The sequence below is a fragment of the Agrobacterium sp. LR_9 genome, assembly GCF_041954855.1.
GTDB classification, from domain to species: domain Bacteria; phylum Pseudomonadota; class Alphaproteobacteria; order Rhizobiales; family Rhizobiaceae; genus Agrobacterium; species Agrobacterium leguminum.
On the sequence record NZ_JAVAYA010000001.1, the window covers coordinates 112,508 to 134,326 of the forward strand.

The following is a 21,819-nucleotide window of genomic DNA, read 5'->3' on the forward strand; positions in this document are numbered from 1 at the left end:
ATCGGAACTGACATGTCTATGATACGTAAGCTTTCGCCGACTGGCCTCGGCGTGGCCGTCATGTTGCTTGGAATGCTGCTTTTCGCACTGAACGACGCCATGGGGAAATGGCTCGTAGCCACCTATAGCCAGGGTCAGGTGATCCTCATCCGCAGCGCGGCGGCGCTTATTATCCTCGTTCCGATCGTCTGGCGTGCCGGCCCCTCCGGCCTTGTCAGAATTGAACGTCCCGGCCTTCAGTTCGCGCGCGTTTTCTTTTCCACCGCAGAGCTTTTCTGTTTCTATTTCGCGGTCGCGGCCCTGCCGCTCGCCGATGTCATGACCTATTGGCTGGCCGCCCCCATCTATGTGGCGGCGCTCTCGCCGTTTCTGCTCGGAGAAAAGGTGGGCTGGCGTCGCTGGACGGCCATCGCCATCGGTTTTGTCGGCGTTCTCATTGCGCTCAAACCCAGTTCGGCAAGCCTCACCTCCGCAGCATTGTTTTCGATCCTTGGCAGTGCCGCTTTCGCTTTCATGATGTTATCCGGTCGTCAGCTGCGCAATACGCCGGATACGGTGCTTGCCTTCTGGCAGATCATCGGTGCGGCGCTTGCGGGCATTGTCGCGGTATTCCTCACGCCATCGGGATGGCTGCCGGTTCAGTCCAGTTTCGATCTCGCCTTCCTCGGCCTGCTCGGCGTCGTCGCCATGACGGCGCATGTGCTGGTCAACCGGGCGCTTAAACTCGCCGATGCCGCCACCGTCGCGCCGCTGCAATATACGCTGTTGCTCTGGGCGGTCATTTTCGGCTGGCTGTTCTTCGGCGATGTGCCGCAGACGAGTATCGTCGTCGGCGCGGGTCTGATCGTTCTTTCCGGCCTTTATATCTTCTTCCGCGAAAATACTCTCAAACGCCGCCGCGAAACCGCTGAAGACCTGGCAGCAGAGCAGGTTTGATCTTCCTCACAGCCTCGATCACGATCACGGGACTTGACGAAGGCGTGATCTTCAGGGAGTAAGAAAGAGCCCTGCGATGATTTGTCTCGCAACGGCAGAGGAAACAAAGGTGCCGGGCCCCTCTGGCGAGAGTTTTACGGCGCTCTCGCGATGTCGGTACCGCCTGCAAAAATTGGCCGGCGGATTAAAAACTATGAAAAACCTGAATGTGCTTCGCGCGCGTGCTTTCTGCGTGCGGCCTGACGCCCTGCGTCGGCCCCTGAACGCCCTCTTTATGGGAGGCGACCGGACATGAGCGCTGCCCAGAAAAACACGCTTACCTACTTCAAGTGGGCTTTTATCGTCACCGTGGTCGGTTTGATCCTCGGCGGTTATCTCGGTTGGGAAATGACCGGAACGGTCGGCGGTACGGCGACGATCTTCTTCATCTGCGTCGTGCTGGCGGTGCTGGAAATCTCACTTTCCTTCGACAACGCCATCGTCAACGCCAACAAGCTGAAGGATATGACACCGGTCTGGCAGCACCGCTTCCTGACCTGGGGTATCCTGATTGCCGTTTTCGGCATGCGTATCGTCTTCCCGCTGCTCATCGTGGTCGTCGCGGCCAATGTCGGCCCGTGGACGGCGATTGTCATGGCGGCCACGCAGCCGGAACGTTATGCGGAAATCATGCGTGACGCCCATCTGCCGATTGCGGCTTTCGGCGGCACCTTCCTGATGATGGTCGGTCTCAACTTCTTCTTCGACCATGAAAAGGACGTGCACTGGGTGCGCTGGATCGAGGAAAAGGCTGCAACCTATTCCTCCGTGAAGGGCATCGAGATTGCCTTCGTGCTGGTCGTCATGCTGATCTTTTCCCGCATCATCGGTGCTAGTGACAATCCGGAACTTGGTCCGGTCGCGGCCAACACCTTCTTCCATTCGGCGATCTGGGGTCTTTTGACCTTCCTGCTGGTGGAAGTGGTCGGCGGCATTCTCGACCGCAGCCAGGAAATGCTGGAAGGCGCGGCGAAAGGCGGCTTCGGTGCGTTTCTTTATCTCGAAGTGCTGGATGCCAGCTTCTCCTTCGATGGCGTTATCGGCGCTTTTGCGCTGACGCAGAATCTCTTCATCATCGCCATCGGCCTCGGTATCGGCGCCATGTATGTGCGTTCGATGACCATCATGCTGGTCGAGAAGGGAACCCTGGCCGAATATCGCTATCTGGAGCACGGCGCCTTTTATGCAATCCTCATCCTGTCCGTCATCATGTACGTGCAGACCATGGTGCATATTCCGGAGGTCATCACGGGCCTTGGCGGCGCTGGCCTGATCGGTATCTCGCTCTGGTCGTCGATCCGCTATAACCGGCGACAGAATGTCGATGCGGTCGAGGCCGCGCGCGGCGCGGAGATCTGATCCGCATTTACCCATGCCTTCCGCTGTCGCGGCGGAAGGCAGTTTTTAATCATTGAATTATTTTTTGCCTGTTTTTGTTGCTAGTTGTCCTTTGCGGAAAATTTCGCCACAAGGCGGAGTTAATGCCTTAAGTTGCTGTTTTTACGGGTATTTGTGCGCTGCATCAAAACTGGCACGCTTCCTGCATCTCATTCTGCAAGTCCAGAGGGGACATGATGGCTCGAAAACGGGTCAACAAATACCGCCGCGCCGCGCGATCTTTCTAATCTGCGCCGTGCGGCGGTTCTGTTTGTGCGGGATGGTTCTTGAGTTTTCCGTTCGGTTGAATGAAAACGATAAGACAACGACTGGAAGGGTCACGGTTTGCCTGCACAATTGTCGCCCACGGAGGCTCTGGGTCTCTGGCATCGTGTATCCACGGCGCAGGTCATTGACGATCAGCCGGATTTGACCTTGCGTCAAACCGCCATCCTGCTGCAGATTTATCTCGTGCCGCCGCCGCACACCGTGCGCGGTATCGCCGCCATGCTGGGTGTGACCAAACCGGTTATTACCCGCGCCCTCGACAGTCTGGGTGCTCTTGGATTGGTCGACCGGGTTCGGGATGAGCGGGACAAGCGCAATGTCGTGATAAAACGCACGGTGGCCGGTTCGCTTTATCTGGAAAAATTCGGCGATCTGATTATTGATCAGGCACGCAAGATCTAACCTCTGGATGTGAAACCCATGATGCTCGACCGCCGCCTGAATGTCTTCCGCTCCGATCTCGCCGATGAAAAGCTGCAGGGCGTCGTGCAGGCCGAACGTTTCGTCAGCGGCTCGCCCGCGCAGATCGCGGTGCCGGTTGTTGGCCTGCGGCCGACGCCGGACCTTGCCGCCGGCATCGATACCGAGCTGCTGTCTGGCGAAACCGTCCGTGTTTTCGAGCACGCGAATGGCTGGGCATGGGTGCAGGCGGATGCAGATGGTTATGCCGGCTATGTGCCGGAAACGGCGATCGGCGATGTCGTTGTCGCCACCCATCGGGTGATTGCACCGCGCACTTTTCTCTATCCAGCCGCTGAATTGCGCAAACCGCCGGTCGCAGCGCTGTCCATGGGCAGTCTCATCCGCATCGTTGGTGAGGCGGAGACACGCGGCACCCGTTACCTGCTGACCGAGAAGGGCGAAGGCATCATCGCCGCCCATTGTCGCGCCGTGGATGCGGCGCTTGAAGAGGATTATGTGGCGGTAGCACTGCGCTTTATTGAGACCCCCTATCTCTGGGGCGGCCGTTCCGGCTTCGGTATCGATTGTTCCGGCCTTGTGCAGCTTTCCATGGCCATGGCGGGCCGGCGGGTTCTGCGCGATACCGACATGCAGGTGAAGTCGCTCGGCGTAGAAATAGAGCGGGATGAATTGCGCCGCGGCGATCTCGTCTTCTGGAAGGGCCATGTCGGCCTCATGGAAAACGAGGAAGTTCTGCTGCATGCCAATGGCCATACGATGAATGTCGCACGCGAAAATCTCGATGCGGCCATCGAGCGCATCGGCTGGCTTTACGAAAAGCCGACGGCTTTCCGCCGCCTGGAAGACTGAAAAGGCGGCTTTCACGAAATTGTGCCTGTGAGGCCCTTTGTGCGAGAGCCGCCGACCGCCTACATCGGTTGGATGATGGTTCGGGACCGGCATCGATGAAGACAAGAACGGCGACACGATTGGCAGCGATCTTCGCGGCGGTTTTGCTCAGCGCGTCAGCGCAGGCGCAGACGGTTTTCCAGAATGGTTTTGCTCCCGCGCCGGATGCCTATGCAAACCTGCCCGGCGTCAAGGATCCGCGCACGCTGCAGCCAAAGGTCCGTTACAATTGCCACAGCGCACTTGGCTCGACCGGATATTCCCGCGGCCCCTACCGGAATGTTTTCGGCAGCCGTGGACTTCCCGTTCAGGGTTACCGCTGCACCGATGAAAACGGAATTTCCAGCTTCGGCGGCAGAAACCCGGTTTCCAAGGACTGGTATCCCGGCATAAACCCCGTAGACCCGACCTTCTGAGGCGGCATCGCTCCAAGCAGCGGACCGAAAACCCCATTGCGCTCTTCGGAAAATCGATGCGCGGGCGGTGGCGGCGGGCATTTGCCTGGCCGGTGCTCTGGACTTGTTGTCGCTTTTTCAGATAAATCTTCCGCATGACAGGTTGATACCTGCCGGGGTGCGGAGTGACATCGGCTATTCTGACCTTTGGCCGATATTGGGGAATGCGAGTATGACGAAGACCGATATAGCCACCCGTGTCCATAATCATACCTGGAAACTCGACCCTATCGTCCGCAGCCTGATCGATACGGATTTCTATAAGCTATTGATGTTGCAGATGATCTGGAAACTCTATCCGGAAGTCGATGCGACGTTTTCGCTTATCAACCGCACGAAGACGGTGCGGCTGGCGGAAGAAATCGACGAGATGGAGCTGCGCGAACAGCTCGATCATGCACGCACCCTGCGTCTTTCCAAGAAGGAAAACATCTGGCTTGCGGGTAACACGTTCTACGGCCGCTCGCAGATTTTCGAGCCGGAATTCCTCTCCTGGCTGTCGAGCTATCAATTGCCGGAATATGAGCTTTTCAAGCGCGACGGGCAATATGAGCTGAATTTTCATGGCCGCTGGATGGACACGACGCTCTGGGAAATTCCGGCGCTCGCCATCATCAACGAGTTGCGCTCGCGCAGCGCCATGCGTTCGCTCGGTTATTTCACGCTCGATGTGCTTTACGCCCGCGCAAAGGCCAAGATGTGGGAGAAGGTGGAGCGGTTGCGGGAGCTGCCGGGCCTGCGCATTTCCGATTTCGGCACCCGCCGCCGCCACAGTTTCCTTTGGCAACGCTGGTGCGTCGAAGCGCTGAAGGAAGGCATCGGGCCCGCCTTTACCGGTACGAGTAACGTCCTGCTCGCCATGGATTCCGATCTCGAAGCCGTGGGCACGAACGCGCATGAACTGCCGATGGTGGTAGCAGCGCTGGCGCAAACGAATGAGGAGCTGGCTGCTGCCCCCTATCAGGTTCTGAAGGACTGGAACCGGCTTTATGGCGGCAACCTGCTGATCGTGCTGCCTGATGCCTTTGGCACGGCGGCTTTCCTGCGCAACGCGCCGGAATGGGTGGCAGACTGGACGGGTTTCCGTCCCGACAGTGCGCCGCCGATCGAAGGTGGGGAAAAGATCATCGAGTGGTGGCAGAAGATGGGCCGCGATCCGCGCAAGAAGATGCTGATCTTCTCCGACGGTCTCGATGTCGACGCCATCATCGATACCTACAGGCATTTCGAAGGCCGCGTTCGCATGAGCTTCGGTTGGGGCACCAACCTCACCAATGATTTTGCCGGTTGCGCGCCAAAAACCATCGCCAGCCTCAAGCCGATTTCTATCGTTTGCAAGGTGAGCGACGCCAATGGCCGGCCGGCGGTGAAGCTCTCGGACAATCCGCAAAAGGCTACCGGCGACCCGGCCGAAGTGAAGCGCTACCTGAAGTTCTTCGGCGAAGAAGACCACAAGGAACAGAAGGTTCTGGTTTAAAGCTTTTCCAGGAAAAGTGGAGCCCGGTTTTCATCCGGAAATGCTCTGAATTGAGAACGGGCGCTCCGGTTGACGAAGCGCCCGTGGAAGCCCGAACCTATCAGCAGATTACTTCGCGAACTGGTGTGCGATGTAATGGAAGAGTGCGCGGATACCCTGCGCCTCCCCACCGATCGAGGAGTGATGTCTCTCGCTTAGAGACCAGCCGTAAATATCGAAATGCGCCCAGCGCCTGGTATTGGTAACGAAACGCTTCAGGAACAGGGCGGCGGTGATCGATCCGCCCATGCCGCCCGAAGGCGCGTTGGTGATATCGGCTGCGCGTGAGCGGATATCCTTGTCGTAGCCCATATAGAGCGGCATGCGCCACAGCGGATCGTCCGTGTCGATGCTGGCTTCCGCGATATCATGCGCCAGATCCTCATCATCGGTGTAGAAGGGCGGCAGATCCGGGCCGAGCGCGACGCGTGCGGCACCCGTCAGCGTTGCCATGTCGATCATCAGGTCCGGCGCATCTTCGTCCGCATAGGCCAGCGCATCGGCCAGAACAAGACGGCCTTCAGCGTCGGTATTGTCGATCTGCACCGTCAGCCCCTTGCGGCTGCGGTAGATATCGCCGGGGCGGAAGGCATTGGAGGAGATGGAGTTTTCGACCGCGGGCACGAGAACGCGAAGATCGACCGGCAGCTTCGCATCCATGATCATCAGCGCAAGGCCGAGCACATTGGCCGCGCCTCCCATATCCTTCTTCATCAGCGCCATGGAGGCGGCGGGTTTAATATCGAGGCCACCTGTATCGAAGCAGACGCCCTTGCCGACAAGGGTGAGGCGCGGATTGCCCTTCTTGCCCCAGTTCATCTCCAGAAGCCGCGGCGCGCTTTCGCTGGCCCGGCCGACAGCATGGATCAGGGGGAAGTTTTCCTTGAGCAGATCATCGCCGGTGGAGACCTTCACCTTTGCCTTGTAGTGGGCGGCAAGCGCGCGAAAGGCAATCTCAAGCTCATCCGGACCCATGTCGTTGGCCGGAACATTGATGAGGTCGCGCGCAAGGAAAACACCGGCCAGAACGCGCTTGATCTCGCCGTCTTCCGCGTCCTGCGGAATAAGGAGCTTTGCCCCGTTCGTCTTGGTGGTCTTGTATTTGTCGAAGCGGTAGCTGCCGAGACCGAAACCGAGAGCGAGGCGATTGGCCGTCAGGGGTGCGGTCTCGATGTGCCATTCGCCTTCCGGCAGCTCACGGGCGAGTTTCCCGGTGATGAAGGGGATTTCCGAGGGATTGCCGCCGAGGCCGAGAAGCACGCCACCCAGCGAGCCATCGGCGGAAGGAACGAGCAGGATGGCGCCTGCCTCCGCCTTGAACCCCGCCTTCTTCGCCCAATCCAGAGCGACAGGGTCGATGGCGCCCTGTTCGATATGGGCCGGTGTGACGGCGAAAACCGGCAATGTGCTGCCGGCCTTGGAGCTGAAAGGGGTCGGGCGTTCGATGAACTGATAGGGCGCCATTGTATGCTTCCGTAAATGTCGAGAATCGGTGCGATTAACGCTCTGTTAGGGTTAACAGATTATTGCTTAAGCGAAAGTTGCGTCATGTGAGTCTGTCGTGTGTCGGGCGCAAGATCGATCATTCTTGGGCGGGGGCGCTGCCATGACTGCATTTTCTTTGGGCGAGACAGGCCGGACAGGGTTGCTGCGGGGAGCATGTCTTGCCGCATTGGTTCTTGCGGTTTCAGGATGCGCGAGCACCAACAAGCCTGATCGCATGTCCACCGGGTCCATTCCGGCCGCCACACGCTCCTATGATCAGATGAACATGGAGCAGCTGCGGCAGGCGGAGGAGAGCGCCGGCAAAGCTTATGAACGCAGCCCCAAGGATAAATCGGTCGGCATGAATTATGCCAGCGTGCTGATGATGACCGGCAAGAACACACAGGCTCTCGCCGTCATGCAGCAGATCGCCATCGCCAATCCGGCCGACCGCGATGTCCTTGCCGCCTATGGCAAATCGCAGGCCGCCGCCGGCCAGCTGGAACAGGCGCTTTCGACCATCCAGCGTGCACAGACGCCGGACCGGCCCGACTGGAGGCTTTATTCCGCCGAGGGCGCCGTGCTCGATCAGCTTGGACGCTCGAACGAGGCGCGTTCCCGCTACAGGCAGGCGCTTGACCTGAAGCCGAACGACCCGAGCGTGTTGTCCAACCTCGGCATGTCCTATGTCCTGTCGAGCGATCCGCGCACTGCCGAAACATATCTGCAATCTGCCATCGCCCAGCCGGGCGCCGATAGCCGCGTTCGCCAGAACCTCGCGCTCGTGGTCGGTCTACAGGGCCGCTTTGCCGAAGCCGAGCGCATCGCGGTTCAGGAACTCTCGCCACAGCAGGCACAGGCAAACCTCACCTATCTGCGTGCCATGCTTTCGCAGCAGAACTCCTGGCAGCAACTGGCGAAAAAGGACGGCAAGCCGGCTGGTTGATACGCTTTCGCAGGTATAGAAGGGTTGCCCTGATCGAACGATTTCCGGTTTCGCTCCTGCGCGTTTCCGTCGTTAGAACGTGTCGGCGACACGAATGCCGGCAGGCCCGAGAATAACGGCGATGAGAACCGGCAGGAAGAACACTATCATCGGTACAGTCAGTTTGGGCGGCAGCGCTGCGGCCTTTTTCTCAGCTTCATTCATTCGCTCGTCTCGACCTTCCTGCGCCAGAACACGCAGAGCCTGTGCGAGCGGCGTGCCATATCGTTCCGCCTGGATGAGGGCCTGCACCACGCTTTTGACACCGTCCAGTTGTGTGCGCATACCAAAATTCTCAAGCGCGACACGCCTGTCCTGAAGGAAGGACAATTCCGCTGTCGTCAGGATCATTTCTTCCGCAAGTTCAGGCGACTGTTCTCCCATCTCTTCCGCCACGCGGCGCATGGCCGCTTCCATCGAAACACCGGATTCGATGCAAATCAGCATGAGATCAAGTGCATCTGGCCAAGCCCGCTTGATCGAGACCTGTCGCTTGGTCATGCGGTTAGAAACGTAGATATTGGGAGCATAAAAGCCGATATAGCCGAAAAGAAGAACGGCCATCAGTCGAATGAAGAAGGCTTTATCCGCAAGATTTCCGAGAACGAAAATCCAGGTGAATGCGACGGCCAGAAAAATGAACGGCAATATGAATCGGGCGGCAAGAAATGTATTAAGCGCATTTTGCGAACGAAAACCGGCCGCTCGCAGCTTGTTCATTGTGTTCTTGTCGGCGAGCGCTTCCTGGAGATTGAATTTTTCGACGATTCGCCGTGCGGACTTGTTGTTGTTGCCACGCAGGGAGGCCTTGCCGTCTCTGGTTGCAGTTGCCAGACGCTCGCGCTCGCGGCTGCGAATAAGTTCCCGTTCGGACGATACGGCCTTCATTCGCTTGGCAAAGTCCTTTCGTTCGAAGAAAGGCGTAATGAGCGTATAAAGGGTGGCGAAAACCGCCACTGTTACAAGAATCGCAATTATAGTTTGCGGATTTGTCAGGTCTGAAAGGAGATTTCCTGTCATCGGTGACCCTCAAATATCGAAATTGATCATTTGACGCATGATGAAAATTCCGATGAGCATCCATAGCCCGGATGCACCCAGAATGATGTGCCCGCGCATATCCGTGAAGAGGACCGCGAGATAGTCGGGCGACGTGAAGTGCACCAGCAGCATCACAATGAAAGGCAATGCGCCGATAATGACGGCCGACGCTTTTGCCTCCATCGATAGAGCGTTCACTTTGGCGCGCATTTTCTTTCGGTCACGCAATACCTTTGAAAGGTTGGATAATGCCTCCGAAAGATTGCCGCCCGCCTGTGCCTGGATATTGATGACGGTGCTGAAGAAGCTGACTTCGAAAAGCGGCATGGTCAGCATCATACGCTCTATCCCTTGGGGAATCCCGATACCAACCTGCTGCGCATCTACGACCCGCTGAAACTCTGTTTTCACCGGCTCCTGACCATCGGACGCGATCAGTCGCACGGCGTCGTTCAGCGGCAATCCGGATTTGATTGAGCGGCACATGACATCCAGCGCATTGGGAAATTCCTCAAGGAATTTTTTCTGCCGGCGCTTGAGGATGAACGCCAATACCCAACGGGGCAGCCCTAAAGCAACTACTGCGCCTATGAGCAGGGCGGTTATTAATGATAGATCATATAGAAGCGCGATGAGAGTGGCGAGAGCCGAAGCACCTGCGCTCAGGAGATGAAACTGCCGAACGGAGATTGCCAGCCCAGCCTGCACCAGTTTATCGCGCAGGCTCACATTCTTCGCTTTTTTCGCCTTTTCATTTTGTTTCTTTTCCATATCCCGCAGGCTGTCCTGCATGGATTTGCGGCGCTTGCTGAGTTCCTGGACCCGATCGCGTGCAGCTTTGATATTTACGTGATCCGTCTCTGCCGCCTGCACCCGCTTGAAACGGCTTGTGGTCTTTTTCTCGACCTCTATCTGCTGGAAAAGAAAGACGTAGGCGAGTGCTCCTGCCGAGATGGCGACAAGTACGGCCAGTAACGCTATTGTCGGGTCCATGGCAGTCGCTTTCCCTTAGGATGTCTTTTCCATCTCATCGAGCGCGGCTGCCAGGCGTTTCTCTTCGCCGTAATAGCGTGCACGATCCCAGAAATTGGGCTTGCTGATGCCGGTCGATACGTGCCTGCCGATCAGCTTGCCGTTCGCATCTTCGCCTTCGATTTCGTATCGCATCAGATCCTGCGTGACGATGACATCGCCTTCCATACCGATCACTTCCGTAATCTGGGTTATCCGGCGCGAGCCGTCACGCAGACGCGCTGCCTGAATGACGACATCGATCGATCCCGAAATGATTTCACGCACGGTCTTGGCCGGCAGGGTGAAGCCGCCCATGGCGATCATCGATTCGATACGGCTGAGGCATTCGCGTGGCGTATTGGCGTGCAGCGTTCCCATCGAACCGTCGTGACCGGTGTTCATGGCCTGGAGAAGGTCGAAAACTTCCGGTCCGCGCACTTCGCCGACGATGATGCGTTCGGGCCGCATGCGAAGGCAGTTCTTGACGAGATCGCGCATTGTGATCTCGCCTTCCCCTTCGATATTGGGCGGACGCGTTTCGAGCCTCACCACATGCGGTTGCTGCAGCTGCAGTTCGGCGGTGTCTTCACAGGTGATGACGCGTTCATCCTTGTCGATGAAGCTCGTCAGGCAGTTAAGAAGCGTCGTCTTACCCGAGCCGGTGCCGCCCGAGATAACGACATTGCAGCGGACGCGACCGATGATCTTGAGCAATGTAGCGCCTTCCGGCGTGATCGCTCCGAAACGTACGAGCTGGTCGAGTGTCAGCTTGTCCTTCTTGAATTTTCGGATCGTCAGCGCCGGACCGTCGATGGCAAGCGGTGGAGCGATGACGTTGACGCGCGATCCATCCGGAAGGCGGGCGTCGCATATCGGGCTCGACTCATCCACGCGTCGGCCGACCTGGCTGACGATGCGCTGGCAGATGGAAAGCAACTGCGCATTGTCACGAAAACGGATATCGGATTCGATGGTCTTGCCGCCGACTTCGATGAAGGTCTGGCCGGAACCGTTGACCATGATATCGGCAATGTCGTCGCGTGCGAGAAGCGGCTCCAGCGGCCCGTAACCAAGAACGTCGTTGCAGATATCTTCGAGCAGCTCTTCCTGCTCGGCAATCGACATGGCGAAATTCTTGATCGTGATAATGTCGTTGACGATATCGCGAATTTCCTCGCGCGCGCTTTCCGCGTCGAGCTTGGCGAGCTGCGAAAGGTCGATCGTATCGATAAGCGCGGAAAATACCTGGCTCTTGGTATTGTAGTAGTCTTCCGTGCGGGCGCGTTTTCTCTGCGCGAGCGGTGCACTTGCGGTTGCTTGACGCACCACCGGTGATTGGCCGGGTTCAAGAGTGTCAAGTGCAGCAGAACGAGGTTCAGGCGCCGCCGTTACCTGCATGGGCACAGGTGCAGCAAGATCCGGCTTCGTGCTTCTGGCTGGGCCTTCAGGCCCGCGTTTTCCGAACATCGGCGTTTCCGTCTAAGGACGCAGGCAGAAGGCCTACTTGCGCTTGAGAATATTCTTCAGTTTTTCCAGACCGCCGCGCCTGCTTTTGCGCAGCACGGAGCGGCCGGTGATGGTATGGGCGATTTGCGAAAAGGTTTCCGCCGTCTGGGATTTTTCATCCATCTCGCTGATCATGCGTCCGCTATTGGCGGCGTTTCCGAACAATTGTGCGTCGAATGGGATAATCGCAATCGGCTCGATTTCCAGCGGCTCAAGGAAGTCCGCCGGCGCGATTTCCGGACGCTTGGGCATGCCGACCTGATTGAGAACGAGGTGCGGCAATTTATCGTTGGGTCTCAGCTTGATGAGAGCGTCGAAGAGATTCTTCGTATTGCGCAGATTTGCGAGATCGGGAACCGCCGTTATGACCACCTCATCGGCTTCCGCAAGGACTGCGCGCGTCCAGTCGCACCACTGGTGTGGAAGATCGAGAACCGCAACCGGGGCACTGCGCTGCAAAACCTCGAGGATCGGCAGAAAAGCCTGACGATCGAGATCGTAGGTTCTGTCGAGAAGAGACGGTGCCGCCAAAAGCGACAGATGATCGGAACATTTCGTCAAAAGACGGTCGAGAAATACCTCGTCCAGCCGCTCCGGCGAAAAGACCGCTTCAGCCATGCCCTGGGCAGGGTCCTGATCGAAATCGATATTCGCCGTTCCATAGGCAAGATCCATATCCGCCAGAATGGTTTCCGTGAAGAAAAGACTCGAAATGCCGAAGGCGCAATTATGCGCGATGGTCGATGAACCTACGCCGCCCTTGGCACCAATGAAGGCGATGTTGCGGCCCAGCGGCTCCGCTTCCGGATCGACGAAGATCGCGGCGATCGAAGCCAGGAGATCGGCCATATTGACCGGAGCTACGAGATATTCGGAAATGCCGTTGCGGATGAGATCGCGATAAAGCGTGATGTCGTTGTGTCGGCCGACAATGATGACACGCGTGGAGGGATCACAAACTTCCGCCAGGGGCGCGAGATCGTCCAGCAGCGAGGCGGTTGAGCTTGCCGTTTCAAGAACGATGAGATTGGGCGTGGGCGACGTGGAAAACATCGTGGCTGCCGCATTGATATCGCCCTTGGTCACCCGCAGGGTAACCTTGCTCATGCGCCGGTCGCTGGACAATCCGTCCATGACGCCTTGCATGTTGTCGCTGACGCAGAAAGCGTGAACGGAAATGCGGGGCAGGGGGCGCAGGCGATCCATATCCGAAGCGCGCACGGGCGGCTCGGCTTCCCCGCCGCCGCTAGGTTTGATATCGTATTCTACAGCGCTCATCGTCTATCCTGCCGTGACAAATTTTGGGTCTGCATCAATCTGTTGCCGCGGTCGAAGTCTTGCCGCGATAGGTGTCGATGACGACCGCGCGGCGCTCGGCATCGATCGGGCTCATGCCACGCGGGCCGACCAGATCCATGGGATTGGCGATCTGCGCTGCGAGATTGCTTTGGGACGCGCACCCGAAATTGTACCAGTTCTTATTGGCGAAGGTATTGTCCGAGAGATCCTCTGGCCATTGGCCGCACTGACCGGTCATGGCGGTAACGGCGACATAGCTCAAACGGATGGGAGAGGCGTCGCCATTGGGGGAAGCGGCATAACGCGTCTCCATGATCTTGCCCGGCGCCACACCCGCGCCGGAAAGCGTCGAGCGAATCTGTTTCGCCATTCGCGATGCGGCCGCCGAGTTGGCCGATCCCGACGGCGTCTGAATATTGATGATCCCGGTGGACATCGACGCATAATTCTGGGCAAAGCCGCGGACATTATCCGCCATCGCTGTGGTCAGCCGACTGTCGCTGGCCGAGACCGGAATATCCAGCGAATGCTCCGCTTCCGACAGGGTAATCGGGTGGCGTGTGCGATAATCGTCGGGAATGGCGTTGGTGGTCATCGGATCGCGTGCGCAACCCTGCAACAGGCCGGCGGCAAGCGCGGCAACGACGACGAGGCCGGTCCGTCTTCCGGAAAGGTAGGGGGAAAAGGAGGAATAGGGTTCCTTCATGACGTTTCCTGCCCTGACCGGGCTTGCTGTGAAGAGGGGATTTTGTGTGCGTGTCGTCATTTGTAGATGAACCCCACTGACCCCTGATAGGGCGCGGCCTGAACCTGATCCTTGCGGCCATAGACCTTGTTGACGCGGTTCATGAAATACATGGCAGCGTCGTTTTCCGGATTGAAGTTATCATCTGGCCGGGCGATCTGATTGCGGGCAACGGGCCGCACCAGATAGGGCGTTGCGATAATGACCAGTTCGGTTTCGTTGCGCAGGAAGTCCTTGCTGCGGAAAAGCGTGCCGAAAATCGGGATTTTCGACATGCCCGGAAGCCCGGACATTGCCTGGCGGATATTGTCCTGAACGAGACCTGCAATCACGATCGAACCGCCAGAGGGAAGCTCGACCGTTGTGGATGTTTCACGCTTGCGGACAGACATGTAGGTCGAACCTGGAATGCCTCGCCCGTAGTTTCCGGTGACGACATTGCCTTCATAAGTCGGTTCAGACACGTTGGTCTCGATCTTGAGACTTATCCTGCCGGGCGAAAGCACAACGGGCCTGAAGTTCAAAGTGATGCCGTAGTCGACTGTTTCCATCTCGCGTTTGATGAGATTGGAATTCGTTTCCTTGTCGAACGAAACCTCCTGTTCTGCAGAAATCCGGAAGTCTCCCCCCACATAAAATTTTGCCTGCTCCCCGGAAATTGCCGTCAGGCTTGGTTCCGCCAATGTACGCATGACGCCAGCCTGCTCCATGGCGTTGAGGTAGGAGGCGAATCTGAGAGAGCCTGAACCTATCGCACCGCTGGCGATCCGGGACGCACCGTCGATCGCGTTGCCAAGGTTGGACGGATTTGCGAATTCGAAACCGTTGCCGCTTGTTGAACTGCTGATGGAGCCGTTGAAGCCGAGTTGCTTTAGAACCTGTCTGCTTACTTCGGCGACGGTGACCTTCAGCGTCACCTGATCTTCACCTTCGATCGTCAGCATGTTGACGATTTGCGATACCTGTCGGCGCTCGGCAAAAATCGCCGCATCGCCGCCATTGTCGCCGCCCGTCAACGATATATTGCGGGTGGTGGCCTCACCGCCTTTTAGAAAGGCGTCGGCAAGTTGAACGGCGCGTGCGGAGTCCTGAGGTGTGCGCACGGATCCCGTAAGAACGATGTTGTCCGAGACGATTTCCACCTTGATGTCCGACTCCGGAATGAAACGGCGGATATTCGCCTCGAGCCCGGAGATGTCCCTCTCTACTTCCAGATCGAGACTGACGATTTCCCGGCCACCCTCACCAAAAATGAAAATGTTGGTCTGTCCTACCGTTTTACCGAAAAGATAAATACGTCTGGACGTGCGGGTGACGGCATCGGCAAGACTCGGATCGGCAACGAGAATGTCGTGTGCATCTTCGGGCAGGTCGATGACCAACGCCTTGTTTAAACCCAGCTTTAAGCGCTTGCGAATGCCTGTGCCGCTTTCGGTAATCCGCACGATGCTTGTGCTTTGCGCCTCCGCTTCGCTGACGTGCAGAAACTTGGGGGAATGCTGGCCGGGAAGGCCTGAAAAGGCCAGGCAGAATGCGAGCCCACCCGCCATCGATGAACGCAGGCGTTGGTTGAGACGATTTGTCATGAGCCTTCCGGTCATTGTGATGCTCCTTGACCGCTCTTCACGATCGAGCCGGATTTGATCACTTGAATTTCCGGCTGTCCGGAGCCGCCGCTGAGAAGATGGCCAGCCGAAAGCGTATCGTTTTCCTGCGCATCGGCGACGGAGCGCAAAGCAAGCGTGAGACGGTCCGCCATTTGCTGCGCCACCGTTATGATCTTCGCCTGTTCCGGTGTGAGTTCGAGCGTGGCGGTTGCGCCGACCACCGCCGACGTTCCGTCCTCGCCTTCCTTGATCTGCTGATCGATTGCCAGGACACGAACATTGTTCAAAACATTTTCGGTCAGAAAGTTATTATTGTCGCCCTTGCGGACCATGATCACATCGACCCGGTCATTCGGCAGCACGAAACCGCCTGCGCCTGTCGAGACGGAAATCTCGGTGGCGACAGCGCGTTTCCCGGCCGGCAAAAGGGAGGACATGATGCGCGTGCTGGAATCGACCACTTTTTCCGGCCGTATCGGCTCACCTTCGAACAGAGGCAGCCGCACGACCGCACCGGTGAGTTCGGTGATGGCGTCAGGCCTTTTCGCTTCCGTTATGAAACTGCCGACCACATTGCCCTGTGGCCAGGGTGTCCAGCGCACGGAACTGTCGTTCAGGCGGCTACCGACGGGCAGATTGACCGAAGAGACGAGAACGTTGACCGTCGGTTCTTTCTGGATGATCGTTTCTGCTTTTTCGATGACCTGCTTCGTGCCGGAAATCTGCATGGCGACTAGGCCGGCAAGACCGGCGGCCACCAGAGCAACGGAAAGGATAACGATACGCGACGGTTTCATGCTCGATCCTTGAGGGAATCAGATTCTTGTCCCGTCAGGATGGCGCGCGATTGGTATAATTATGGTTAATATTATGCCTGGATTTGTAGTTAACCGATACTTAACGCTCAATGTTACTCAAGAAGGCCCGCAATGGCTGCCTTGACAAGTGGTGTTTCCCCATAGGTTAGAAGACCAGCTACCGCTATGCCGATACCGTAAGGGATTTTTTTTGCCACCAGCAGGGAATCTGGCACCGGAATGCCGGCCGCCATGATTTCTCTTGAGCGTGTTCGCAAAAGAAGGATGCCGACCGTCAAAGCACCGCCGATAAATGTCACCGCAAGTAGAAACTCGATGACGGAGATGTTGAAGCCATACCAGATCGCTGCGGCGGTCAAGAGTTTCGCATCTCCCCCGCCCATGACATTGGCGGCAAAGAGCGCAAAACAGGCGGCAAAAACTGCAGTGCCAGCGGCAAAACTAAGGGCAAAAGTTTGCCAGTCCATGCCTGAAACGGGCGCGACGATTATAAAGGAAAATAACAGGATGAGCGGTATCCTGTTGGGAATCGTCATGGTAAAGAGGTCGTTCAGCGCGGCGAAGCTGAGACATAATGGAAGTATAAGGAATATCGCCGCAACTGTCATAATTTTTAAATCTACCTATGGTTACGGATTGTGTTGCGCCGACGATGGCCGGCGCAACACAATCAAATTCAGTATCAACTAAATTACTCGTTTTTCTTCACGTTCATGTAGCTACCCAGGTTCGTGAACTGGGTGCTGAGCTTTGTGCCCAGAGTGGTGGCGCCGCCGATGATGGCGACAGAAATGAGCGCAGCAATCAGGCCGTATTCGATTGCAGTAGCACCGGATTCATCCTTGAGGAAACGAGCGAAAATCTTGGTCATAGGGTCTCTCCTAACTTGTGTTGGTTCAGCACGCCGACAACTGTTCTCCGTTGTTCGGTTGGGTTCAAACTACAGCGGGGCGATTTCCAAGCGCTTAAAAAAAACGATTAACTCAAAGTAAACGGCAGGATGAGTTTCTCTTGGTAAATAAAAACAAAAAGTATTGTCTGCATTTTTATATTTGCTGATAAACAAATATATTCAGACGCTGGCCATTTCTCTCGTCCGGCTAAGTTTCGGTTGAAAGAGGCGAAGCTGTTCAATTTTGACGCGGGGCGAAGAGACATGAAAATATCAATACATTACGAATGGTTACCATCCTCGTTCCGGATTTCCGCCATTTAACGCTTCATTCACTAAAACCGCGCATTCTGTGGAGCAACAAAGTGCGGGTAGTGAGCAAGGGCCAAACGCGTGTCATCCGGAAAACTGGCGAAAATTGTGGTCGGCTTGTCCGTCTTTCTATCGGGTTCGCTGCAGCCCGCCTTTGCTGAGGATGACATTTTGCGCGTTTCGATGAATCACGCCCGTGTCCTTCGTCTCGACCGCGCCGTCAGCAAGGTTATCGTCGGCAACTCCAAAGTCGCCGATGCTACCGTTGCCGATGCCACCACGATTGTTCTGACGGGTCGCAGTTTCGGCACGACCAATCTCGTGCTTCTGGATGCCGATGGTAATCCAATCGTGGATGAACGCATTCTCGTCTCCATCGACGAGGGCAATACGGTGCGTGTTTTCCGCCAAACGGAGCGGACCGTTCTGTCCTGTACGCCGAATTGCGAACAGCATTCGCAAAATAGTGGCGATAAAGACGCTCAGCCATAACAGGCAAGGTCGATCATATTTCAGACAGGACAACAGGCCTTCCGACAAAAACGGAAGCGGCCTGCTCGTAGCTTTTCTGTAAGTGGAAAAGGCGAAAAAGCAACACGCTTTCCGGCGTTCACCGGTCGGCGATATGTTGCTGTTTTTCGGCTAAGTTCTTGATCTGGCTAAGATCAAAAATGGAATGGTGCCCAGAAGAGGACTCGAACCTCCACACCCTTGCGAGTACCAGCACCTGAAGCTGGCGCGTCTACCAATTCCGCCATCTGGGCGACGGAGAGCGATGTACGAGGGCAGCCGCCCGGTGTCAACAGACTTTTTGAACTTTTATGACGATCATTGATTTTAAAGGGAAAAAACTTGGTTGGGGCTGTTGAAACATGTGGCCGGGTCAGGTGTCGAGCCCTTCATGCTTCGTTCTGTCCACATGACCGAGGCCGCGCTCCGGGTCGATGATGTCACGGATTCTCTGTTTGAGTTCTTTTGGGCCGGGAAAACCGCCATCGCGTTTGCGTTCCCATATGGTCGTGCCGTCGACGGTGATCTCGAACAGGCCGCCGGTTGAGGGAACGAGGCTGACTTCGCCGACATCGGAAGCGAAGGTCTGAAGGATTTCCTGCGCCATCCAGCCTGCCCGGAGCAGCCAGTTGCATTGCGTGCAATAGCGGATGGTTATGCGGGGTTTTGTCTCGGTCATCCTCAGGTCTCCTTCACCGCGCAGCGGCAATAATGTTCACGATAATGTCAACTATAATACTCATGTTTTTACCGGGCGTACGCTTGTTCTTATCATGCGGCTTTGCGAACAGAGAAGCTGTCGAAGGCTGAAACGTGGAGATCCTATGGCCCAGTTCGAGAATAATCGTCAGCGTCTTTTCGTTCCGGCGGTCGCACCGCTTTATAATGCGACACATGATCTGGCGGAGACGATCCTGCGCGTCACGGCCGGGCTTCTTCTTGTCACCCATGGTTTCGGCAAGATCGTCAATCCTTTCGGCGCAGTCGGCATGGTGGAGAGCCTCGGTTTTTATCCCGGCGCCTTCTGGTCGCCGCTGCTTGCCGCCACGGAATTTTTCGGCGGCATTCTGGTCGCCATCGGCCTGTTCACACGGCCGGCATCTTTCGCGGCCATGATCGTTCTTCTGGTAACGGTTTATTTTCACGGCATCGTAAAGGCGGAAGGTCTGGGCGGCGCGGAAAAATCGATCCTTTGGGCCGCGATTTTCCTGTTCTTTGCCGTTCGTGGCGGCAACCTGCATTCCGCAGACGCCAAGCTGGCGCGTGAATTCTAAGGCGCATAGGTCAGGTCATCCGCCTGTCGTCGCACTGACGACGCCGCGGCTCTTGAAAATCGATTTTTCTCGTGGTGAAGCTGGATTCGATCGGCACTCTTGGCCGGTTGAATCCATTGTCGTCTCCACGAGGTCTTATGCGCGTCGCAATCATAGAAAACATGGCGGGTACGCCGCATGGGCAACTCGGCGTAGCGCTGGAAGAAGCGGCGGCGGAAATCCATGTGATCCGCGCCTATGCGGGTGAGCCTCTCCCAACGGATGCCGCCGACCATGATGCGCTTGTCGTTCTGGGCGGCGAACAAAACGCGCTTGACGATGCGCTTTATCCCTATCTGGCTGATCTCGCCCTTCTCATGAAAGCCTTTGGCGATGCTGGTAAAGCGGTCATGGGTGTGTGCCTCGGCAGCCAGTTGCTGGCGCGCGCCTATGGCGGAGAGAATATTCTCTCGGGACCGCCGGAATTCGGCTGGCAGGATGTCTCCCTGACGGAAGAGGGCGTGTCCGATCCGCTATTGGCCGGGTTGGAAAAGACCTTTCCTATTTTTCAGTGGCATTGCGATACATTTACGCTTCCGCCGGACGCCACGCGGCTTGCGACCAATGGCGCGACACGAAATCAGGCCTTTCGCATCGGCCGGGCGGTCTATGGCACGCAATTCCATTTCGAGGCCTCGACCGCCGTGGTTGATGGCTGGTGCCAGGCGTTTCCTGCTTCCGTCGAAAGAATGTCGCCGGGCTGGCTGGAGAATTATCGTGACCACCGTGGCTTGCGCGCAGAAATGGCCGATGCAGCCGGGCTGGAGATCGCTCGAGCCTGGGTGCGGCTCATTCAGATCGGCGATTTTCCGTTGCGAAAGTGACCGAGGCCGAACAGAGTTGCGGCTGATGGACTACCGCGCGAAAGGAGGCGCAAAGATTATGTACAAATTCGAAATCTATCAGGACAAGGCCGGCGAATATCGTTTCCGCTTCAAGGCATCCAACGGGGAGACAATGTTCTCGTCGGAAGGGTACAAGGCGAAGGCGTCGGCCATCCATGCGATCGAATCGATCAAGAGAAACTCCCCCGGCGCCGACACTGTCGATCTGACCGCCATGACGGCCTGAGCCGCGCCACGACGCGAGAACTCGAACCGTTTCGCCTGCCAGAAATGACGGGCGCATCGGCGTGTGCCGACGTAAAGATAAGATTCAGTCTTTTTTGATAATCTTCCGTTAGCATTTGTATTTCGAGGTCTCCGGGCGGCATCAGAGTGCCCCCGATTTGTTTTGCGTACGGGTTCTCATGCGTTCATCGGCTGTGCCAGCACTTTTCTTCGGTTGCTTCCTGCTTGGAGGCTGCACGTCCAGTTCCGGGCCGGAAAGCCTGGTGGCCGGTTTGCCCTCGAAGGAAACGACGAGTTCGGTCACGCCATCCGCGCCGGTGCCGCAGGCAAGTGTCGGTACCCAGCCCATTTCAGCACAGCCACGGCAGGAAGTTCTGGCATGGGGCGGGCCGGTGCCTGACGAACCCAAGGCCTTTTCCGCTGTCACCCCCAGGGCGTCGTTAACGCAGAATGCGCCTGAAATCCGTTTGCCGGTTCCGTCACAGGCGGCGGGAATGGTGCGGCCGGCGGAGCGCCCCACGATCAACCAGATGGAGCGCCCGGTCCAGTTGGCCATGGCTGCGGCCCCGGCGGCGAGCGCCGGTGCGCAAATCCGCTCGCGCATTTTCCGCTCCAGCTTCAGCGATGCCAAGCCGATCAATTTCGGCAAGGTCCAGCCGCGTCATTTCCAGGTCCACGGGGTGGATGTATCCCGCTGGCAGGCCAATATAAACTGGCCGCAGCTGCGCACACGCGGCGCCAATTTCGCCTTCATCAAGGCGACGGATGGCGGCGACCATCTCGATCCGATGTTCCGCACCAACTGGCAGCGCGCGAAGGAGGCGGGCATTCGCCGCGGCGCTTACCACTTCTTCTACTGGTGCCGCAACGCCAGCGAACAGGCGGACTGGTTCATTCGCAATGTACCGCGCGACCCGGACGCCCTGCCGCCGGTCATCGACGTGGAATATAACGGCGAATCGAGCTGCAAGATGCGCCATTCCCGTGAACGCGTTCTGGAAAAGATGCGCGTCTTCATGGACAAGCTTGAGCGCCATTACGGCCAGCGGCCGATCATTTATACGGCGCCCGATTTTTACAAGGACAACCTCCAGGGCGAATTCCAGGATTATCCCTTCTGGCTGCGCGCCGTCGCCCAGCATCCATCGGTGGTTTATCCCGGCCGCAAGTGGCTGTTCTGGCAATATTCCGGTTCCGGCCTGTCGCACGGCGTCGATGGCCGCATCGATCTCAATGTCTTCAACGGCAGTGAGGATGCATGGCATCGCTGGGTGGACCGCCGTTCGAGCTGAGGATGGCA

23 protein-coding genes and 1 tRNA gene are annotated in these 21,819 nt (G+C 57.2%); 12 read left to right on the forward strand and 12 right to left on the reverse strand.

Features of this window, described 5'->3' with window-relative positions:
• Nucleotides 1–18: 18 nt before the first annotated feature.
• The 6 genes from RAC79_RS00535 (at nucleotide 19) to pncB (ending at nucleotide 5,883) form a co-directional block, all read left to right on the forward strand.
• Nucleotides 19–936, forward strand: coding sequence for a DMT family transporter (locus RAC79_RS00535; protein ID WP_174038996.1), 918 nt, complete (start codon nucleotides 19–21; stop codon nucleotides 934–936).
• A 291-nt stretch (nucleotides 937–1,227) separates the two neighbouring features.
• Complete coding sequence (locus RAC79_RS00540; protein ID WP_065654712.1) at nucleotides 1,228–2,334, forward strand: DUF475 domain-containing protein; 1,107 nt, start codon at nucleotides 1,228–1,230, stop codon at nucleotides 2,332–2,334.
• A gap of 363 nt (nucleotides 2,335–2,697) precedes the next feature.
• Complete coding sequence (locus tag RAC79_RS00545) at nucleotides 2,698–3,042, forward strand: helix-turn-helix domain-containing protein (protein ID WP_174038712.1); 345 nt, start codon at nucleotides 2,698–2,700, stop codon at nucleotides 3,040–3,042.
• An 18-nt stretch (nucleotides 3,043–3,060) separates the two neighbouring features.
• The gene (locus RAC79_RS00550; RefSeq protein WP_174038713.1) at nucleotides 3,061–3,912 is read left to right on the forward strand and encodes an NlpC/P60 family protein; all 852 of its coding nucleotides are present in this window, start codon (nucleotides 3,061–3,063) and stop codon (nucleotides 3,910–3,912) included.
• A gap of 95 nt (nucleotides 3,913–4,007) precedes the next feature.
• Nucleotides 4,008–4,367: a hypothetical protein gene (locus RAC79_RS00555; protein ID WP_080852826.1), complete on the forward strand. Its 360-nt coding sequence runs from the start codon at nucleotides 4,008–4,010 to the stop codon at nucleotides 4,365–4,367.
• A 211-nt stretch (nucleotides 4,368–4,578) separates the two neighbouring features.
• A complete protein-coding gene (gene pncB / locus RAC79_RS00560; protein ID WP_174038714.1) occupies nucleotides 4,579–5,883 on the forward strand; it encodes a nicotinate phosphoribosyltransferase in 1,305 nt (434 codons plus the stop codon).
• Between the two features lie 108 nt (nucleotides 5,884–5,991).
• Here pncB and RAC79_RS00565 read toward each other — a convergent pair whose 3' ends face one another.
• A complete protein-coding gene (locus RAC79_RS00565) occupies nucleotides 5,992–7,386 on the reverse strand; it encodes a M17 family metallopeptidase (protein ID WP_174038715.1) in 1,395 nt (464 codons plus the stop codon).
• Nucleotides 7,387–7,528: 142 nt separating this feature from the next.
• On the opposite strand from RAC79_RS00565, the gene RAC79_RS00570 reads away from it, so the two are divergent.
• On the forward strand, nucleotides 7,529–8,353 hold the full coding sequence (locus RAC79_RS00570) for a tetratricopeptide repeat protein (protein WP_236780813.1): 825 nt from the start codon (nucleotides 7,529–7,531) through the stop codon (nucleotides 8,351–8,353).
• A 72-nt stretch (nucleotides 8,354–8,425) separates the two neighbouring features.
• Here RAC79_RS00570 and RAC79_RS00575 read toward each other — a convergent pair whose 3' ends face one another.
• The 9 genes from RAC79_RS00575 to RAC79_RS00615 form a co-directional block, all read right to left on the reverse strand.
• Nucleotides 8,426–9,412 carry a type II secretion system F family protein gene (locus RAC79_RS00575; RefSeq protein ID WP_065654708.1) on the reverse strand — a complete coding sequence of 329 codons (987 nt, stop codon included), beginning with the start codon at nucleotides 9,410–9,412 and terminating at the stop codon, nucleotides 8,426–8,428.
• A 9-nt stretch (nucleotides 9,413–9,421) separates the two neighbouring features.
• Nucleotides 9,422–10,426: a type II secretion system F family protein gene (locus RAC79_RS00580; RefSeq protein ID WP_065654707.1), complete on the reverse strand. Its 1,005-nt coding sequence runs from the start codon at nucleotides 10,424–10,426 to the stop codon at nucleotides 9,422–9,424.
• A 15-nt stretch (nucleotides 10,427–10,441) separates the two neighbouring features.
• Complete coding sequence (locus RAC79_RS00585; protein ID WP_065654706.1) at nucleotides 10,442–11,914, reverse strand: CpaF family protein; 1,473 nt, start codon at nucleotides 11,912–11,914, stop codon at nucleotides 10,442–10,444.
• 33 nt (nucleotides 11,915–11,947) lie between these two features.
• A complete protein-coding gene (locus tag RAC79_RS00590) occupies nucleotides 11,948–13,231 on the reverse strand; it encodes a CtpF protein (protein WP_374996844.1) in 1,284 nt (427 codons plus the stop codon).
• A 34-nt stretch (nucleotides 13,232–13,265) separates the two neighbouring features.
• Nucleotides 13,266–13,958, reverse strand: coding sequence for a CpaD family pilus assembly protein (locus tag RAC79_RS00595; RefSeq protein WP_078051408.1), 693 nt, complete (start codon nucleotides 13,956–13,958; stop codon nucleotides 13,266–13,268).
• A gap of 56 nt (nucleotides 13,959–14,014) precedes the next feature.
• Nucleotides 14,015–15,598: a type II and III secretion system protein family protein gene (locus tag RAC79_RS00600; RefSeq protein WP_174038716.1), complete on the reverse strand. Its 1,584-nt coding sequence runs from the start codon at nucleotides 15,596–15,598 to the stop codon at nucleotides 14,015–14,017.
• A complete protein-coding gene (gene cpaB, locus RAC79_RS00605) occupies nucleotides 15,595–16,401 on the reverse strand; it encodes a Flp pilus assembly protein CpaB (protein ID WP_174038717.1) in 807 nt (268 codons plus the stop codon). The genes RAC79_RS00600 and cpaB overlap by 4 nt, the downstream gene beginning before the upstream one ends.
• Before the next feature lie 113 nt (nucleotides 16,402–16,514).
• Nucleotides 16,515–17,030: a prepilin peptidase gene (locus RAC79_RS00610; RefSeq protein WP_174038718.1), complete on the reverse strand. Its 516-nt coding sequence runs from the start codon at nucleotides 17,028–17,030 to the stop codon at nucleotides 16,515–16,517.
• Nucleotides 17,031–17,113: 83 nt separating this feature from the next.
• Nucleotides 17,114–17,293, reverse strand: a complete 180-nt coding sequence (locus RAC79_RS00615; RefSeq protein WP_174038719.1) for a Flp family type IVb pilin — start codon at nucleotides 17,291–17,293, stop codon at nucleotides 17,114–17,116.
• Between the two features lie 414 nt (nucleotides 17,294–17,707).
• Here RAC79_RS00615 and RAC79_RS00620 point away from each other — a divergent pair, with 414 nt between their 5' ends.
• Nucleotides 17,708–18,118, forward strand: a complete 411-nt coding sequence (locus RAC79_RS00620; RefSeq protein WP_020812471.1) for a pilus assembly protein N-terminal domain-containing protein — start codon at nucleotides 17,708–17,710, stop codon at nucleotides 18,116–18,118.
• Between the two features lie 185 nt (nucleotides 18,119–18,303).
• On the opposite strand, the gene RAC79_RS00625 is transcribed toward RAC79_RS00620, so the two are convergent.
• Both RAC79_RS00625 and RAC79_RS00630 read right to left on the reverse strand, forming a co-directional pair.
• Nucleotides 18,304–18,390 (reverse strand) — tRNA-Leu (locus RAC79_RS00625).
• 119 nt (nucleotides 18,391–18,509) lie between these two features.
• Nucleotides 18,510–18,815: a SelT/SelW/SelH family protein gene (locus RAC79_RS00630; protein WP_174038720.1), complete on the reverse strand. Its 306-nt coding sequence runs from the start codon at nucleotides 18,813–18,815 to the stop codon at nucleotides 18,510–18,512.
• A gap of 145 nt (nucleotides 18,816–18,960) precedes the next feature.
• Between RAC79_RS00630 and RAC79_RS00635 the strand changes: the two genes are divergently transcribed.
• The 4 genes from RAC79_RS00635 (at nucleotide 18,961) to RAC79_RS00650 (ending at nucleotide 21,811) form a co-directional block, all read left to right on the forward strand.
• Nucleotides 18,961–19,410 carry a DoxX family protein gene (locus tag RAC79_RS00635; protein ID WP_174038721.1) on the forward strand — a complete coding sequence of 150 codons (450 nt, stop codon included), beginning with the start codon at nucleotides 18,961–18,963 and terminating at the stop codon, nucleotides 19,408–19,410.
• A 137-nt stretch (nucleotides 19,411–19,547) separates the two neighbouring features.
• On the forward strand, nucleotides 19,548–20,273 hold the full coding sequence (locus tag RAC79_RS00640; RefSeq protein WP_162934007.1) for a type 1 glutamine amidotransferase: 726 nt from the start codon (nucleotides 19,548–19,550) through the stop codon (nucleotides 20,271–20,273).
• Between the two features lie 58 nt (nucleotides 20,274–20,331).
• Nucleotides 20,332–20,520 (forward strand): YegP family protein, encoded by a 189-nt coding sequence (locus RAC79_RS00645; RefSeq protein WP_059759498.1) that lies wholly within the window; start codon nucleotides 20,332–20,334, stop codon nucleotides 20,518–20,520.
• Between the two features lie 178 nt (nucleotides 20,521–20,698).
• On the forward strand, nucleotides 20,699–21,811 hold the full coding sequence (locus RAC79_RS00650) for a GH25 family lysozyme (protein WP_174038722.1): 1,113 nt from the start codon (nucleotides 20,699–20,701) through the stop codon (nucleotides 21,809–21,811).
• Nucleotides 21,812–21,819: the final 8 nt, after the last annotated feature.

Excerpts from the sequence above, each read along its gene's own strand:
- RAC79_RS00590 (WP_374996844.1), bottom strand. The coding sequence starts at position 13,231 with ATGAGCGCTGTAGAATACGATATCAAACCTAGCGGCGGCGGGGAAGCC.
- cpaB (WP_174038717.1), bottom strand. The coding sequence starts at position 16,401 with ATGAAACCGTCGCGTATCGTTATCCTTTCCGTTGCTCTGGTGGCCGCC.
- RAC79_RS00635 (WP_174038721.1), top strand. The coding sequence starts at position 18,961 with ATGGCCCAGTTCGAGAATAATCGTCAGCGTCTTTTCGTTCCGGCGGTC.
- RAC79_RS00600 (WP_174038716.1), bottom strand. The coding sequence starts at position 15,598 with ATGACCGGAAGGCTCATGACAAATCGTCTCAACCAACGCCTGCGTTCA.
- pncB (WP_174038714.1), top strand. The coding sequence starts at position 4,579 with ATGACGAAGACCGATATAGCCACCCGTGTCCATAATCATACCTGGAAA.
- RAC79_RS00585 (WP_065654706.1), bottom strand. The coding sequence starts at position 11,914 with ATGTTCGGAAAACGCGGGCCTGAAGGCCCAGCCAGAAGCACGAAGCCG.
- RAC79_RS00610 (WP_174038718.1), bottom strand. The coding sequence starts at position 17,030 with ATGACAGTTGCGGCGATATTCCTTATACTTCCATTATGTCTCAGCTTC.
- RAC79_RS00650 (WP_174038722.1), top strand. The coding sequence starts at position 20,699 with ATGCGTTCATCGGCTGTGCCAGCACTTTTCTTCGGTTGCTTCCTGCTT.
- RAC79_RS00575 (WP_065654708.1), bottom strand. The coding sequence starts at position 9,412 with ATGACAGGAAATCTCCTTTCAGACCTGACAAATCCGCAAACTATAATT.
- RAC79_RS00535 (WP_174038996.1), top strand. The coding sequence starts at position 19 with ATGATACGTAAGCTTTCGCCGACTGGCCTCGGCGTGGCCGTCATGTTG.
- RAC79_RS00595 (WP_078051408.1), bottom strand. The coding sequence starts at position 13,958 with ATGAAGGAACCCTATTCCTCCTTTTCCCCCTACCTTTCCGGAAGACGG.
- RAC79_RS00580 (WP_065654707.1), bottom strand. The coding sequence starts at position 10,426 with ATGGACCCGACAATAGCGTTACTGGCCGTACTTGTCGCCATCTCGGCA.
- RAC79_RS00570 (WP_236780813.1), top strand. The coding sequence starts at position 7,529 with ATGACTGCATTTTCTTTGGGCGAGACAGGCCGGACAGGGTTGCTGCGG.
- RAC79_RS00550 (WP_174038713.1), top strand. The coding sequence starts at position 3,061 with ATGATGCTCGACCGCCGCCTGAATGTCTTCCGCTCCGATCTCGCCGAT.
- RAC79_RS00565 (WP_174038715.1), bottom strand. The coding sequence starts at position 7,386 with ATGGCGCCCTATCAGTTCATCGAACGCCCGACCCCTTTCAGCTCCAAG.
- RAC79_RS00640 (WP_162934007.1), top strand. The coding sequence starts at position 19,548 with ATGCGCGTCGCAATCATAGAAAACATGGCGGGTACGCCGCATGGGCAA.
- RAC79_RS00555 (WP_080852826.1), top strand. The coding sequence starts at position 4,008 with ATGAAGACAAGAACGGCGACACGATTGGCAGCGATCTTCGCGGCGGTT.
- RAC79_RS00615 (WP_174038719.1), bottom strand. The coding sequence starts at position 17,293 with ATGACCAAGATTTTCGCTCGTTTCCTCAAGGATGAATCCGGTGCTACT.
- RAC79_RS00645 (WP_059759498.1), top strand. The coding sequence starts at position 20,332 with ATGTACAAATTCGAAATCTATCAGGACAAGGCCGGCGAATATCGTTTC.
- RAC79_RS00630 (WP_174038720.1), bottom strand. The coding sequence starts at position 18,815 with ATGACCGAGACAAAACCCCGCATAACCATCCGCTATTGCACGCAATGC.
- RAC79_RS00540 (WP_065654712.1), top strand. The coding sequence starts at position 1,228 with ATGAGCGCTGCCCAGAAAAACACGCTTACCTACTTCAAGTGGGCTTTT.